Below are 15,819 nucleotides of genomic sequence, written 5' to 3'. Positions count from 1 at the left end.
TAAGGTTATATCAGTGTTTTTTGTAATAAAAGGGGTGAAAATAATATGAATGATATAAATAAAAAAGAAATAAAAATTGATAGATACTATGTTAATTCCAAAGTTCTAAATGAAACATATGACCAAGTTTATATGTATACAGATGTTTTCATTACTTTCATGGGATCGACAATACAGCCAGCTAAAATTGAATTATGGATGACTGATATTCAAAATGAAAGTGAAAGCTTGGTTGCTGATATAAGATGTGTTTTAACGGCAAAGAATAGATCAAAAGTAACCTTGGAGACGGAATTGAATGATATCAGGACATGGACTTCAGATTTACCAAAATGTTATAGTTTTAAAATAGTCGTAAAAAATGAGAAAGATGAAGAATTATGCCAAAAAAAATTCGAACACGGATTTAGATTTATTGAAATTAATAACAGTATGATATATATAAATGGAAAACAAGTAACTCTAAATGGTGTAGTTTATAATAATTATGAGCAAGATGATATAGAAGTGATGGAAACAAAGTTTATTGAGGATATAGGTATAATGAAAAGCAATAATATTAATACGGTAATTACATATGACTATAATAATGCTGACATTTTTTATGATATGTGCAATAAATATGGATTGTACGTTATTAACAAGCCTATGACCCAACAAGAACATGAAGAAGAAATTATATGCGATGAGGAAGAAATTAAAAATATAATTTACAAATATATAAATTATTCATGTGTAATTGTATGGAATATAGACAGCAGAGTCAATATACCAATCAATTTATATAAAAAAATAATGTTACTAGACAATACAAGACCGATATATTATGAGGGAAATTCAATAGGTCTAAAAAATTATAATCCTGTAACTTTTACTTATGATTTTATCAAAGAAGATGAAGAAATAGGGGATAAAGAACAGCAAGAACATCCAATAGCAGGGAAATTCTTATGTAGTTATATAATGATTCAAGATGAAGAAACAGATGAAGTCACACTAAAAGGTATAGTTTTCAAAAACAGACAATTAACACCATATGCATATGAACTCAAAAAGAAATATGAGATGATAAATATATATCCAAATGATATCATTAAAGGTATTTTTAGCATTAAAAATTGTGGAGATACATTTTCACTTAATGATTACGATTTTACATGGGAGATTCTTGAAGACGGTATAGTTATAAAAAATGGTGAATTGACTGATGTAGATATACCTATTAATAAAAGAAAAGATATTCATATTGATTATAATATTGAAGATATACTTGAAAATGCTTGGTACCATATTAATATCAACATGACAACAAAAGAAGAATTATGGTGGGCAAAAAAAGGATATAATGTAGCTTGGGCACAATATAGAATACCATATAAAGCACCTAAAAAAAGAGAAATCAAATCATCTAAGAAAGCTAGATTAAGAGATAGAAAACTGAAGGTAGAAATAATTGGTGATAATTTTGAAATAGTAGTGGACAAATTAAAAGGTAATATCCGGTCTATAGAGTTTGATAGACAAGAATATATCTTATCACCAGTAAAAGTCTATATAGAAAATGGATCTAATAGATTAGAAATGTCAAAAGTAAAAGATGTAAAGGTAACTAGTAGCAAGGAAGGAACCTATAAAATTGACATCATAAGAAAATGCTCACAAATTAAAGGCAATATCAAGACCAGTTATATAATAGAACCAGATGGCAGAATAAATATAATCAATAAGATTAGATCCAATAATAAATCTATAAAAGTAGGAATGATGTTAGAAATACCAGCTGAATATAATGATTTTTCTTGGTTTGGTAAAGGACCAAATGATACATACCCTGATATTAACAGTGGAACCAAGGTAGGTTTATATTACTATAATCTGAATAATTGTATAAAAAGTGGTAATAAATCAGATGTAAGATGGGGTGCACTCACAGATAGTGATGGAGAAGGATTGTTAGTTGAAAATTGCAAAGATATACCTCTTAATATTTATCCACGTGTACATAGTTCCTATTCAATTAACCAAGAAGATAATGTAAGCAAACCAAGAATCTTGGATGTAAGTTGCAGTTGTAAAGCTAAGTACAATATATTTGACACTAGTTCTACAGGTGAAGACGTGTACGCTTTCAGTATTAAACGGGTTATATAAATAATTATAAGGATGTGAATTATTTCATGAAACCTAATAATAATAAGAATAAATCACAATCGATTTTAAGAAAATATTTTGGAATGTATAAATTTCACTTTCTGTTAGGATTTCTATCCTTGCTTACAGTTGATATATTTCAATTGCAGATACCTGTAATAACAGGAAATATAACTGATGGATTACAAAGTGGTAATTATGAGTTTAGTAATTTGTTGAACCAGGTTCTTACTTTACTACTAATAGGTATTTTGATAGCTTGCTTTAGATTTATATGGAGATATTTTATTTTTGGAACATCCAGAAAGATTGAATATGGTCTTAGAAATGATTTTTTTGGTCATTTAGAAAAGCTATCACTTAGATTTTTTAATGAACATAAGACAGGAGATCTAATGGCACATGCTACCAATGATTTGAATGCAATCAGAATGATGGTTGGTCCAGGTATCTTAATGTCTTTAGATGCTATTACATTATGTGTTTTAGTAATTTATCAAATGATTACTAAGATAAGTCTTAACTTAACCTTAGTAGCTATAATTCCATTACCTTTAATTGCTATTGGAGGTATTTTCTTTGGAAGAGCAATAAGAGCCAGATTTAAAGATAAGCAGGAAGCTTTTGCTCATATGTCGGAAATGGTACAAGAAAATATATCAGGGATTCAAGTAGTAAAAGCTTTTGTACAAGAAAGCAAAGAAATAAAAGCATTCAATAAAACCAATAAAAATAATTATGATAAAAATATGCGTGTAATAAAATTATTTGCAATAATGAATCCATTAGCTATGTTGGTTACAGGTCTTAGTATAGCCATTGTCTTAGGTTATGGGGGTTATATGACAATGCTTGGCAACATAACTCTTGGAGATTTTGTGGCGTTTACTCAATATCTACTTATGCTGGTATGGCCAATGATTGCTTTTGGCTGGTGTATTAATATCATGTCTCAGGGTTTAGCGTCTTTATCTAGATTTCAGAATATATTAGATGAAAAGCCAGAAATAATTGATGAAGAAACTGTTAAGCAAATAGATTCTATCAAAGGAAATATTGCTATTAAGAACCTTACATTCAATTATCCTGGATCGGGTATAAAAGAACTAGAGGATATATCTGTTACTATCAATAAAGGTGAAACTCTTGGAATTGTAGGAAGAACAGGAAGCGGTAAAACTACTTTGGTGAATATGCTTCTTAGAATGTATAACCCACCAAGAGGAACTATTTTTATTGATGATGAGGATATTATGGATATACCGTTAAAAGTTTTACGTCATTCCATTGGATATGTTCCACAAGACAATTTCCTTTTTTCAGATACCATATCAAGGAATATAGCTTTTGGAGTAATAGAGACTAGTGATGAATATATAGAATGTGCAGCAAAAAATGCTAATGTACATGATAACATAATAGAATTTTCAAATAAATATTCAACTGTTGTGGGAGAAAGAGGAGTAACTTTATCAGGTGGTCAAAAACAACGTATATCTATAGCAAGAGCACTTATAAAAGATCCTGCAATTATGATCTTAGATGATTCTGTATCTGCTGTAGACACTAATACGGAGGAGCAAATCCTTAGTCACATCAAGGAAGAAAGAAAAGATAAGACAACAATAATAATTGCTCATAGAATCTCTACAATACAGAATGCAGATAAGATCATTGTTATTGATGAAGGTAAAATCCTTGAGTCAGGAACTCATGATAGTCTAATAGAACAAAAAGGACTATATCATAACATGGTCGGCAAACAGCAATTGGAAAAAGAGTTGGAGAAGGAATAGGAGGTTAGTTTATGCATGATTTTGAAGATGATGATATGAAAAAGGGTTATGATAAACAACTTTTGAAACGACTTTTTTCATATGCTAGACCATTTATGGGGCTAATTATCATTTCGTTAGTATTGCTGATAGGTGTAGTAGGAGCAGAGCTAGTGAAACCAGTACTTGTTGGTAATGCAGTCGATGACATCATCACCAAATATGATACTATGTATTCTATTGTTGACGAAGATACAAAAGGTGCCGTTAACATAAGAGACAATCATTACATTGGAGATGAAAAAAACAAATATGCTGATGTAGAAAAAGCAAGAATCATATATGATGATACGTATGATAAACCTTATTTTTTAGTATCAGGAATTGATAGTACAGAAGTTAATTCATTGAATAAAGTAAAAAAAGTAACATTAAAAGATGGAAAATACTATGTTAAATATGATAATATAGAAAAAGAAGTAGTTTCATTGACTAATGATGAAATTAGGTTGCTTAGGAATGACCACATTGATAAGCTAGTAAGATTAACTATTATTTTTATTGTAGTTTTGATATTTGGGTTGTTGATTAGTTATTTTCAAACGATATTACTTAACTACACAGGACAAAAAATTATCTATAATATTAGAAATGATGTGTTTACTCATATACAAGGGTTATCTATTAAATTCTTTAATAACAATCCAGTAGGAAAATTAGTAACTAGAGTCACGAATGATACAGAAACTCTTAATGAAATGTATACCAGTGTTATAGTAAATTCGGTTAAGAGTGTATTAATGTTATTTGGTATATCTATTATGATGTTTATACTAGAATGGAGATTGACTTTAATTATATTTTTGGTTATACCACTTTTAGTAATCGCAACTTTATTGTTTAGGCATTATTCAAGAAAAGCTTATCGTGAAGTTAGGACAAAAGTTGCAGCCATCAATACATTTTTATCAGAACATATTTCAGGAATGAGAATTGTACAGATATTTTCACAAGAGAAAAGAAAAATGGACGAATTCAGTAAATCTAATGAAGAGTTGAAAAAAGCTAATTTGAAACAATTGATAGTTTTTGGTATTTATAGACCTTCAATGTATCTGATATATGTAATAGGGCTATCTATTGTATTAATCTATGGTGGTAATATGGTGCTGGAAGGGACTATGTCCATCGGAACCTTAATCATATTTATCCAATATATATCTAACTTCTTTGATCCAATACAACAATTAGCAGAGCAATTCAATATTTTACAGTCTGCAATGGCTTCATCAGAAAAAATCTTTACATTATTAGATGAAGACTCTAGAATAGAGAACAACGATAGTGCTATCAAATTAGATAAAATAAAAGGCGATATAGAATTTAAGAATGTCTGGTTTGCTTATAACGAAGAGGAATGGGTATTGAAAGATGTATCTTTTAAAGTAAGTCCAGGTGAGACAGTTGCTTTTGTAGGAGCTACTGGAGCAGGAAAAACATCAATACTTAACTTGATTAGCAGATATTATGATATTCAAAAGGGAGAAATACTTATTGATGGTCATAATGTAAAAGATATTGATTTAAATAATCTAAGATCTAGTGTTGGACAAATGCTTCAAGATGTTTTTTTGTTTACTGGTAATATAAATAGTAACGTAAGATTGAAGAACGGTGAAATCACAGATAAGCAGATAATGGAAGCTTCTAAATATGTTAATGCAGATAAATTCATTAAGAAGTTACCTGATAAATACAATGAAAAAGTTTATGAAAGAGGTGCTACTTTTTCATCTGGACAGAGACAATTATTGTCATTTGCAAGGACTCTAGCCTTTAGTCCATCTATACTTATATTAGATGAAGCGACTGCTAACATAGATACTGAGACAGAACTCTTAATCCAAGATGCATTATATAAATTAATGCAAGGAAGAACAACTCTTGTAGTAGCGCATAGATTGTCTACGGTGCAACATGCAGATAAGATTATAGTTCTTCATAAAGGAAGAGTTAGAGAAATTGGTAATCACCAAGAATTATTGGCAAAAAAAGGCATATATCACAATTTATATGAATTGCAATATCAAGAGGTTAATTAGTATAATAATATATAAGTTTATCAGAAGGAATGATTATAAATGTTTGATATAGAAGAAGAATTGAAAAAGCTACCTGTAGAACCAGGAGTTTACCTAATGAAGGATATGTATGGAAATATTATCTATGTGGGAAAAGCAATCAAACTTAGAAATAGAGTAAGGCAGTATTTTAGAAAATCGACGAATCATTCTAATAAAATCAAGAAAATGGTTTCTATGATAAAATCATTTGAATATATAGTAACGGATTCTGAGCTTGAAGCACTTATATTAGAGTGTAATCTCATAAAAAAGCATAGACCCAAATACAATACACTATTGAAAGACGATAAATCCTATCCATACATTAAAGTCACGATTAATGAAAAATATCCTAGAATTCTATATGCCAGGGAATTGAAAAAAGACAAAGCCAAGTATTTTGGACCTTATACCAATACAAGAGGAGCTAAGGATACTATTGATGTAATTACTAAAATATGGAAAGTAAGAACATGTAATAAAAGTCTTCCGAAAGAAATAGGGAAAGGAAGACCTTGCCTTAATTATCATATAAAACAATGTAATGCCCCTTGTCAGAATTACATCAAGGAAGAAGAATACAAAAAAGATATTTCAGAGATTGTTGAATTCCTAAATGGTAAATATGATAAAGTTATAAACATTCTCCAAGAGAAAATGGTTAAAGCCTCAGAGGTATTAGATTTTGAAAAAGCTGCTGAATATAGAGACCAATTGGCAAGTGTAAAAAGTATTGCTGGAAAACAGAAGATCATTAATGCTTCTATGGAGGACCAAGATGTAATTGCATTTGCTAAGGCACATGATGAAGCTTTGGTTCAAGTATATTTTGTTAGAAACGGTAAGCTCATAGGAAGAGAACATTTTCATCTTGATGGAGTAGAAGAATTACATAGACGAGAAGTGATGACAGAATTTGTTAAACAATTCTATTCAGGAACACCTTTTATACCAAAACAAATAATTCTGCAAGAAGAAATAGACGAGGCTAATATTATCAATGCTTGGTTAACAAGTAAAAAAGGTCAAAAAGTCTATATAAAAGTGCCAAGAAAAGGTGAAAAACATAGACTTGTTGAATTAGCTTCTAATAATGCACTACTCACATTTGAACAGTTTGGTGATAAGATAAGGAAAGAAGATAAGAGAACAAAAGGAGCTGTAAAAGAGATTGTAGATATTCTTGCTATTGATGATGAGGTTAAGAGACTAGAAGCATATGATATCTCTAATATACACGGTTTTGAATCGGTGGGCTCAATGGTTGTTTTTGAAGAGGGAAAACCTAAGAGAAGTGATTATCGTAAATTCAGGATAAAATCAGTAAAAGGTCCAGATGATTACAAAAGCATGGAAGAAGTTTTGACAAGAAGATTTACCCATGCTTTGGAAGAACAAAAAGAAATGCTTCTGAAAAAACAAGACCTGAGCTTGGGGAAATTCACAAGGTTACCTAATCTAATTCTAATGGATGGAGGAAAAGGACAAGTCAACATAGCTCTGAAAGTACTTAATGAAATAGGCTTATCAATACCAGTATGCGGTATGGTAAAAGACGATAAGCATAGAACTAGAGGGATTTTTTATAACAACATAGAGTACAATATTGATAAAGACTCTGAGGGATTTAAATTAATTACAAGAATACAAGATGAAGCACATAGATTTGCTATTGAATATCATAGAAAACTCAGAAGTAAAAATCAGATACAGTCTATATTAGATGATATTGAAGGTATTGGACCAAAAAGAAGAATAAATCTTATTAAATATTTTGGTTCAGTAGAAAAAATTAGAAGCGCAAGTGTAGATGAACTAGAAAAAGTAGAGGGTATAAATAGAAAAGTTGCACAAACTATATACGACTTTTTTAATGGTTGAAGGATATTAAAAAAATATGGTGATAAATCATTTATAATATGCTAAAATATTAAAGAAATAGCTTAGGAGGCATTCTTATGTATACAGTAAAATTGACTAAATTAGTTGAAAAGATGAAGCTCAAAAATTTAACTCCAGAAGTAGATATTGAAAATATAATATTAAATCATTCTGATATTAACAGACCAGCATTACAATTAGCAGGATTTTTCGATTATTTTGATTCTGAAAGAGTTCAGATTATGGGTAAGGTTGAAATAACATACCTAGAAAAGATGGACGAGTCGGAAAGAAGAGAAGTCCTTAATACTTTATTTAGTAGAAAAATACCATGTTTGATATTGTCAAGAGAATTAGAACCTTTTGACGATATGTTAGAAACAGCCAAGGCTAATAATGTACCAATATTTCAAACAAAAAAAACTACTTCAACATTTATGGCTGAAATAATAAGGTGGCTCAAGGTAGAATTAGCCCCAAGAATATCTATTCATGGTGTATTAGTTGATGTATATGGTGAAGGTGTACTCATAATGGGTGAAAGTGGAATTGGTAAAAGTGAATCTGCTTTAGAACTTATAAAAAGAGGTCACCGTCTAGTAGCAGACGATGTTGTTGAAATTAAGAAAGTATCTGAAGAGACATTACTAGGTTCATCACCAGATATAATAAGACACTTTATTGAACTTAGAGGTATAGGAATTATTGATGTAAAAACACTATTTGGTGTTGAGTCAGTAAAGAAAATTCAAAACATAGATTTAGTAATAAAATTAGAATTATGGAATCCAGAAAAAGAATATGATAGATTAGGTCTGAATGAAGAATACATTGAGATATTAGAAAATAAGGTTATATGCCATTCCATACCTATAAGACCAGGAAGAAATATAGCTATTATTGTAGAATCAGCGGCTATAAACCATAGACAAAAACAAATGGGTTATAATGCTGCTAGCGATTTAGTCAATCGTGTAAGTGGTAATCTAAAACGAAGAAATGAAGAAAGAGATATGAAAGACAATAAATAAGGAGGACTACATGTATAACATTGGAATTGATTTAGGAGGAACTAATATTGCAGCAGCCATAGTTGCAAAAGATGGTACAATAATTAGAAAGGATTCAACCCCTACACTTGGAGACAGAGATGATAAACTTATCATAAAAGATATGGCAATGCTGGCTTTAAAACTTATTGATGACGAAGGTATATCGCTTGATGACATTCATTCAATAGGAGTAGGTAGTCCTGGAACACCAGACCCAGAAAAAGGGTTAATAGTTTATGCTAATAATATTAAGTTTAATAATACACCAATCAGAGATGAGATTAGAAAATATATTGATAAACCAGTTTACATTGGTAATGATGCCAATGTAGCAGCTCTTGGAGAATATGAATGTGGTGCAGGAGTTGATTATAAAGACTTAGTAGCTGTCACACTTGGTACTGGAGTTGGTGGTGGTATCATAATTGATGGTAAGATTATCGGCGGTAGCTTTAATGGTGGGGCAGAACTTGGTCATGTATCTATTGATTTTAATGGTATACAATGTAACTGTGGAAGAAAAGGATGTTGGGAACAATATTCATCTGCTACAGCATTAATAAGAGATGCAAAAGAAGCAGCAGCTAATAATAAAGACTCTAAACTTAATGAACTAGCCCAGGGTGATCTTAGTAAAATGAACGCTAAGATTCCTTTTGATGCAGCTCAAGCAGGAGATGAAGTTGCCGGGGATGTTATCAATAATTATATTAAACATTTAGCAGTTGGTATTGTTAATGTAATAAATATATTCCAACCAGAAATAATTGTACTTGGTGGGGGGGTATCTGCACAAGGAGATAACCTTATAAAACCTCTAAGAAAAGAGATTATTGATGAAATATATGGCGGAGAACCTGCATTCAAAACAAAAGTACAAGTGGCAGAGCTAGGTAATGATGCTGGAATAATAGGAGCAGCAATGCTATATAGAGCTTATGAACAATAGATAAATCAAGACATAATAGTTTAATAAATAAAATGATAAAGAGACTTCGGTATGGAGATTTATATCGGAGTCTTTTATAGTATTTTGAGAATCTTTTTCAATAAATTCATTCTTCTTATTGACAATGATTCTCATTTTTGATATTATAGACCTATAGTAATTAATAGACCTATTACCTAGGTTTAATGAATCAATTGGATATTAATCAATTTCATTATATATAATAGATAGGATGTGAATGTTATGACTTTATTAAAAGCAAAGATGAACAGAGAATACACAGTAAATTCTATAATAGGGCAAGAAGATATGGTTAAGTTCCTTTTTTCTTTAGGTTGTTATGAAGGTGAAAAAGTAACGATTATATCTAAGGTAGCTACCAATTACATTATTAATATTAAGGATAGTCGCTATGGCATTGATGAACAATTAGCAAAAATAATACAAGTTGCTTAATTGGTATAGGAATATTTTATTATAGTAGTCTACAAGGGCTACTAAATAACTTCACAGAGGCATAATTATAATTATATGCTGATAATGATAATCAATATTATAAAAATAAGATGAAAAAGGTGGTAAATGATGAAAATTGCATTAACAGGAAACCCTAATAGTGGTAAAACAACCATGTTTAATGCCTTAACAGGGAAACTTGAACATGTTGGAAACTGGGCTGGTGTAACAGTCGAGAAGAAAGTTGCAAAACTAAAAGGTAATCTAAAGAAAGACAAATCAAAAGAGGTTATGGTTGTAGACTTACCTGGTGCTTACTCAATGAGTCCTTTTACATCAGAGGAAAGCATAACAAGTGACTTTGTAAAAGAAGAAAATCCAGATGTTATCATTAATGTGGTGGATGCTTCTAACCTGAATAGAAGTTTATTCTTTACAACTCAGCTTTTGGAATTAGGTATTCCTGTTGTTGTAGCTCTTAATAAATCTGATATGGTAAAGAGAAATGGTCTTACTATAGATGTACCACGACTTAAGAATTTATTAAATTGTCAAGTTATAGAAACTTCAGCATTAAAAGAAATAGGACTTAAAGAATTAGCTGCTTCTGCCATAGATTATGGTATTAGCAAAAGTGGTCAAGCAGCGCCTAAGATTATGGAAGACAATTTCCAAATAAAAACTAAAGCTGATGCAGATAAAGCAGATAAACTAAGATTTAATTTTGTTAATGGAATAACAAAAAAAGTTGAAGTTAGAAAAATAAAATCTAGTAAAGTAACTGTTGCTGACCAAGCAGACCGTATCATTGCTCATAAATGGTTAGGTATTCCAATATTTGGGTTAATCCTATGGGCAGTGTTTTACATATCTCAATCATGGTTAGGACCTTTATTAGCTGGATATTTAGAAACTGGAATGGAAATGCTAACAAATGCAGTATCAGGTGCATTAGAAAGTTCTGGAACCAATGAATTCTTAACAGCATTGATTGTAGATGGTATAATAGGAGGAGTAGGGGCAGTTCTCGGGTTCTTACCATTGATCATGGTGCTATTCTTCTTACTATCACTATTAGAAGATTGTGGTTATATGGCACGTGTTGCAGTTGTAATGGATAGATTCTTCAAAAAGATCGGGCTTTCAGGAAAATCAATTATACCTATGGTAGTAGGATATGGTTGTGCAATTCCAGGAATTATGGCAACAAGAACCATTAAAAGTGAAAGACAGAAGAGAATGACAGCTATGTTAACACCATTCGTTCCTTGTGGTGCTAAGGCTCCTATTATTGGGTTATTTGTTGCAGTATTCTTCCCAAAAGCATCATATATGGCTCCAATAACATATTTTGTAGCCATTGCATTAATAATTCTTGTTGGATTATTAGTAAAGAGAATTACAAAGGCAGAAACAGAAGTTAATTATTTTATGATAGAATTACCAGAATATCGATTACCAAGTATTAAAAGAGCTGCACTTTCTATGTTGGATCGTGCTAAGGGCTTTATTATAAAAGCTGGTACAATTATATTAGTATGTAATGCGGCAGTATTTATCTTACAATCTTTTGATTTCAGCTTACATCTAGTTGGTGATGAAGGAGTAAGTTCAAGTATGTTAGCAATAATTGCTAAGCCAGTTGCTTTCTTATTTATTCCATTAGGATTTGGAATATGGCAATTTGCAGCAGCAGCAGTTACAGGATTTATTGCTAAGGAGAATGTAGTTGCAACACTTGCAGTATGTTTTGCATTATTTGGTGATAATGCTGAAACATTACTTAGTACACCAGGTAGCAATAATGTACTTATGGTAGCTGGTGGGTTAACAGCAGTAAGCGCTTTATCCTATATGTTCTTTAACTTATTCACACCTCCCTGTTTCGCAGCTATCGGAGCAATGAACGCCGAGATGGGTTCTAAGAAATGGCTTTGGGGAGCTATAGGAATACAATTTGGAGTAGGATATATATTAGCACTGTTAGTTAATCAGATTGGATCACTTATCGTATACGGTAAACCTGCAGAAGGTTTCGTAGCATCAATAATAATATTGATAGTTACAGTTGTACTATTGATTACACTTATTAAGAGAAAGAAAGATGAAGGAGTAGAAGGCATTAATCAAAGCCGACAACAAAAGGAGATAGCTTAAAATGGGAAACTTCATTGCAATTGTAGTAATTATTCTTTTAGTAGGATTAGCAATTTATAAAATGTACAAAGATAAGAAAGCTGGAAAAAAGTGCAGTGGATGTAGTAGTTGTCCTTCTCAGTATAATTGTGAATCCAAGAAATAATATAAAATGATAAAATGTATAGGGTTATTTTTTCTAGATTGAAATCTAGAAAAGATAACCTTTTTTGATTGATTAATAAATTATATATATAACTATTTAAAAGTCAGATTACTCTTTTTTAATGCTCCCTTTATAGATGGAACAGATTTTGAAGCCACAATACTAAGTATTAAATCCCCAATAATGGGTTGGAAAAAGCCAAAACCTACAACTACATCAAGTGCATATCCTTTAGTAAGATATAGATTAAGAATAATATACAAATATGGAACACCAACTAAATATATCGCTCCTACTCCAGTTAAAGAAGCCATTATGTTTACTAAGAAATTATCTTTTTTCATAATTTCTACTACCTTTCCCGTCACAAAAGCTCCTAATATAAATCCTAATATGTAACCAAAAGATGACTGAAACACATAACCAAATCCTCCACCCCGTGAAAAGACAGGTACACCTATAAGCCCAACTAATGTATATACCATCATTGAAATCATACCTAATCTAGACCCTAAGAGCAGACCAGCGAAAATACAGAAAAATAATTGAAATGTAAACTCTAACATAAATAATGGTAGTTTGACATAAGCTCCAACTGTCATTAATGCTGCAAACATTCCTATTAATGACATCTTTTTAGCATTTAATTCAGCTCTTTTAATATTATAAATCATAATCCCCATTAAAGTGATAAATACTATAAATCCAATCATAATTTCATATTTATACTCCATCTATTACCTCCTTTAGCTTAACAACATTTTTTTAGTGATCTATAACTCTAAATAAAAATACAATTAGAATTAATATCCCATTCAGTGTATTAATAACTTATCTATATGTAAAGATTATATTTGTATATTATAATTTGAAATATTCTTTAATGGAATCTCTAGCAACATTTGTCATGAAATCAATCTCTTCTTTTGTTATGACATATGGAGGCATGAAGTAGATGATATTTCCAAGGGGTCTAAGTAGAACGCCTTTTTCTAATGCAATTTTATATATTTGATAACCGACTCTATCCTTCCAGTCAAATGGTTCCTTTGTTACTTGATTTTTAACAAGTTCAATAGCTCCTACCATGCCAAGTTGCCTGTATTCTCCTACATAAGGAATATCTTTTATTTTTTCTAGAACAGTTTTTTCTATGTATTCGGCTTTTTCAAGGTTTTTGTTGATTATATCTTCATCCTTAAATATATTCAGGGTTTCAACAGCAACAACGCATCCTAGAGGATTTCCTGTATAGCTATGGCTATGGAGAAAAGCTTTCAAAGAAGTGTAATCATCATAAAAAGCATCATATATTTTATCTTTCATAATTACTAATGACAAAGGTAAATATCCGGCAGTGAGCCCTTTGGATACACACATGAAATCAGGAGTGATATCTGCATATTCGCAAGCAAACATTTTACCAGTCCTACCAAAACCAGCAGCTATTTCATCAGCTATAAGATTAATATCATATTTATCACAAGCTTCCCTAAGCTTTTTTAGATATATGGGCGAATACATTTTCATACCTGCAGCACATTGAAGTAATGGTTCTATAATAACAGCAGATATTTCTTCATGATTTGAAATTATAGCTCTTTCCATATGTTCAAAACATTCTGCATCACAGTACTTTCTATCTTTATTATAGGGACATCGAAAACAATCTGGTCCAGTTGGTCTAATAACATCAAACATGAGAGGTTTAAATGTTTTGTTATATAGTTCACATCCACTTACAGATAATGCTCCTATAGTTTCACCATGATATGCATTTGTTAAAGCAACAAAACGAGTTTTATTAGATTTGCCTATTTGTTGATGGTATTGAAAACTTAATTTCAGAGCTATTTCTACTGCTGATGAGCCGTTATCGCCAAAAAATATCTTGGATAATCCTTTCGGACTGACTTCAAGAATTTTTTCACATAATTCTATTGCTGGCTCATGAGAGAAGTTAGCAAATATTGCATGTTCAAGCTTATTAGCTTGGTTATATAGAGCATCATTAATCCTTTGATTGGAATGACCAAACATATTCACCCACCATGAAGATACAGCATCAAGGTATTTTTTTCCATTAATATCTTCAAGATATACCCCTTTACCTTTTTTAATAATTATAGGGGGAAAATTCTCATAGTCCTTCATTTGTGAGCAAGGATGCCATATATGCTTTAGATCACGTTCTTGTAGTTGTTTCATTTTATTCATGATAATTCCTCCTAGTTTAGAATAAGTCTAAAATCTTTTGTAGTGGAAAAGACTTTATGAATTCATATTGTAATAGTTCTTTTATCTTATATTCTTCTGATAGTTTAGGAAATACAAATGTTGTATCTATTCCACTAATTTCTTTAATAATATTAATATTATCATCCTCGTAGTCATGACCTTCATAACCGTTAAAAACAATAGCTTTAATAGGGATATTAAGTTGCTTAAGATAATTAATAGTTAAACAGGTATGATTAATAGTTCCAATTCCAGTACGAGTAACTAATATTACTGGTATTTCTAAATCTTGTATCAAATTGTAGATATAATATCTATTTCTTATGAGTGGTACAATCAATCCTCCAGCACCTTCTACTAATAAATAATCATATTTATTAGATAGAGCTTGGTAGTCAGATAGTATGCTATCTTTTGTCAAAACAACTTGTTCTTTTTCAGCTGCTCTATGAGGAGAAATGGCTTCTTTTAAACAATAACTGTTCATTTTTTCAATATCTTCATTAAGATCAGCCATGTTCTTTACAAATAGAGCATCACCAGCAGTGAGCATATTGTTATAATAAATACCACCACTTTGAATAGGCTTATAACTACATACATTATAATTATTGTTATTAAGTACATATGTAAGCCCAGCAGTTATCATTGTTTTTCCCACATCTGTATCAGAACCAATAATGAATAGAGATTTTGCCATAGAATTTCTTCCTTCTTTCTAATTGATTATTACATATTTTAGTCTAATTATATAAAAATAATATTTAATTGTCAACCTAAAACAAGTAATGGTTAACAATATATCCGGAAAACATTAAATACCTCTATACATTACTACTACTTCAATTATAAGTATACCTCACAATTAATTAATGGATGTATTCCTTAAAGC

General features: G+C 30.6%; 12 protein-coding genes. 9 read left to right on the top strand and 3 right to left on the bottom strand.

Features of this window, described 5'->3' with window-relative positions:
* The first annotated feature begins 45 nt into the window (after positions 1-45).
* The 9 genes from ACX6CF_RS09805 to ACX6CF_RS09765 all read left to right on the top strand — a co-directional run bounded on the left by ACX6CF_RS09805 (position 46) and on the right by ACX6CF_RS09765 (position 12,689).
* Positions 46-2,151: a beta-galactosidase small subunit-related protein gene (locus tag ACX6CF_RS09805; RefSeq protein ID WP_458785147.1), complete on the top strand. Its 2,106-nt coding sequence runs from the start codon at positions 46-48 to the stop codon at positions 2,149-2,151.
* 26 nt (positions 2,152-2,177) lie between these two features.
* A complete protein-coding gene (locus tag ACX6CF_RS09800) occupies positions 2,178-3,947 on the top strand; it encodes an ABC transporter ATP-binding protein (protein WP_458785146.1) in 1,770 nt (589 codons plus the stop codon).
* Between the two features lie 11 nt (positions 3,948-3,958).
* Complete coding sequence (locus ACX6CF_RS09795) at positions 3,959-6,028, top strand: ABC transporter ATP-binding protein (protein ID WP_458785145.1); 2,070 nt, start codon at positions 3,959-3,961, stop codon at positions 6,026-6,028.
* A 39-nt stretch (positions 6,029-6,067) separates the two neighbouring features.
* Positions 6,068-7,930 carry an excinuclease ABC subunit UvrC gene (gene uvrC / locus ACX6CF_RS09790; RefSeq protein WP_458785144.1) on the top strand — a complete coding sequence of 621 codons (1,863 nt, stop codon included), beginning with the start codon at positions 6,068-6,070 and terminating at the stop codon, positions 7,928-7,930.
* Positions 7,931-8,007: 77 nt separating this feature from the next.
* Positions 8,008-8,961 (top strand): HPr(Ser) kinase/phosphatase, encoded by a 954-nt coding sequence (gene hprK / locus ACX6CF_RS09785; RefSeq protein ID WP_458785143.1) that lies wholly within the window; start codon positions 8,008-8,010, stop codon positions 8,959-8,961.
* A gap of 10 nt (positions 8,962-8,971) precedes the next feature.
* On the top strand, positions 8,972-9,931 hold the full coding sequence (locus tag ACX6CF_RS09780) for an ROK family protein (RefSeq protein ID WP_458785142.1): 960 nt from the start codon (positions 8,972-8,974) through the stop codon (positions 9,929-9,931).
* A 243-nt stretch (positions 9,932-10,174) separates the two neighbouring features.
* A complete protein-coding gene (locus ACX6CF_RS09775; protein WP_458785141.1) occupies positions 10,175-10,387 on the top strand; it encodes a FeoA family protein in 213 nt (70 codons plus the stop codon).
* Positions 10,388-10,516: 129 nt separating this feature from the next.
* Positions 10,517-12,544 (top strand): ferrous iron transporter B, encoded by a 2,028-nt coding sequence (feoB, locus tag ACX6CF_RS09770; RefSeq protein ID WP_458785140.1) that lies wholly within the window; start codon positions 10,517-10,519, stop codon positions 12,542-12,544.
* A 1-nt stretch (position 12,545) separates the two neighbouring features.
* Positions 12,546-12,689, top strand: a complete 144-nt coding sequence (locus ACX6CF_RS09765; RefSeq protein ID WP_458785139.1) for a FeoB-associated Cys-rich membrane protein — start codon at positions 12,546-12,548, stop codon at positions 12,687-12,689.
* 92 nt (positions 12,690-12,781) lie between these two features.
* Here ACX6CF_RS09765 and ACX6CF_RS09760 read toward each other — a convergent pair whose 3' ends face one another.
* The 3 genes from ACX6CF_RS09760 to bioD all read right to left on the bottom strand — a co-directional run bounded on the left by ACX6CF_RS09760 (position 12,782) and on the right by bioD (position 15,627).
* Positions 12,782-13,423 (bottom strand): biotin transporter BioY, encoded by a 642-nt coding sequence (locus ACX6CF_RS09760; RefSeq protein ID WP_458785138.1) that lies wholly within the window; start codon positions 13,421-13,423, stop codon positions 12,782-12,784.
* A 127-nt stretch (positions 13,424-13,550) separates the two neighbouring features.
* A complete protein-coding gene (gene bioA / locus ACX6CF_RS09755; RefSeq protein ID WP_458785137.1) occupies positions 13,551-14,906 on the bottom strand; it encodes an adenosylmethionine--8-amino-7-oxononanoate transaminase in 1,356 nt (451 codons plus the stop codon).
* 16 nt (positions 14,907-14,922) lie between these two features.
* Positions 14,923-15,627: a dethiobiotin synthase gene (gene bioD, locus ACX6CF_RS09750; protein ID WP_458785136.1), complete on the bottom strand. Its 705-nt coding sequence runs from the start codon at positions 15,625-15,627 to the stop codon at positions 14,923-14,925.
* Between the last annotated feature and the right edge of the window lie 192 nt (positions 15,628-15,819).

Source organism: Vallitalea sediminicola, from assembly GCF_054408565.1.
The sequence above is the reverse complement of the archived record's forward strand: the minus strand, read 5'-3'. Positions and strand labels throughout refer to the sequence as shown.

Coding starts and splice junctions, on each gene's coding strand:
- ACX6CF_RS09805 (WP_458785147.1), top strand. CDS start 46: ATGAATGATATAAATAAAAAAGAAATAAAAATTGATAGATACTATGTT.
- ACX6CF_RS09800 (WP_458785146.1), top strand. CDS start 2,178: ATGAAACCTAATAATAATAAGAATAAATCACAATCGATTTTAAGAAAA.
- ACX6CF_RS09795 (WP_458785145.1), top strand. CDS start 3,959: ATGCATGATTTTGAAGATGATGATATGAAAAAGGGTTATGATAAACAA.
- uvrC (WP_458785144.1), top strand. CDS start 6,068: ATGTTTGATATAGAAGAAGAATTGAAAAAGCTACCTGTAGAACCAGGA.
- hprK (WP_458785143.1), top strand. CDS start 8,008: ATGTATACAGTAAAATTGACTAAATTAGTTGAAAAGATGAAGCTCAAA.
- ACX6CF_RS09780 (WP_458785142.1), top strand. CDS start 8,972: ATGTATAACATTGGAATTGATTTAGGAGGAACTAATATTGCAGCAGCC.
- ACX6CF_RS09775 (WP_458785141.1), top strand. CDS start 10,175: ATGACTTTATTAAAAGCAAAGATGAACAGAGAATACACAGTAAATTCT.
- feoB (WP_458785140.1), top strand. CDS start 10,517: ATGAAAATTGCATTAACAGGAAACCCTAATAGTGGTAAAACAACCATG.
- ACX6CF_RS09765 (WP_458785139.1), top strand. CDS start 12,546: ATGGGAAACTTCATTGCAATTGTAGTAATTATTCTTTTAGTAGGATTA.
- ACX6CF_RS09760 (WP_458785138.1), bottom strand. CDS start 13,423: ATGGAGTATAAATATGAAATTATGATTGGATTTATAGTATTTATCACT.
- bioA (WP_458785137.1), bottom strand. CDS start 14,906: ATGAATAAAATGAAACAACTACAAGAACGTGATCTAAAGCATATATGG.
- bioD (WP_458785136.1), bottom strand. CDS start 15,627: ATGGCAAAATCTCTATTCATTATTGGTTCTGATACAGATGTGGGAAAA.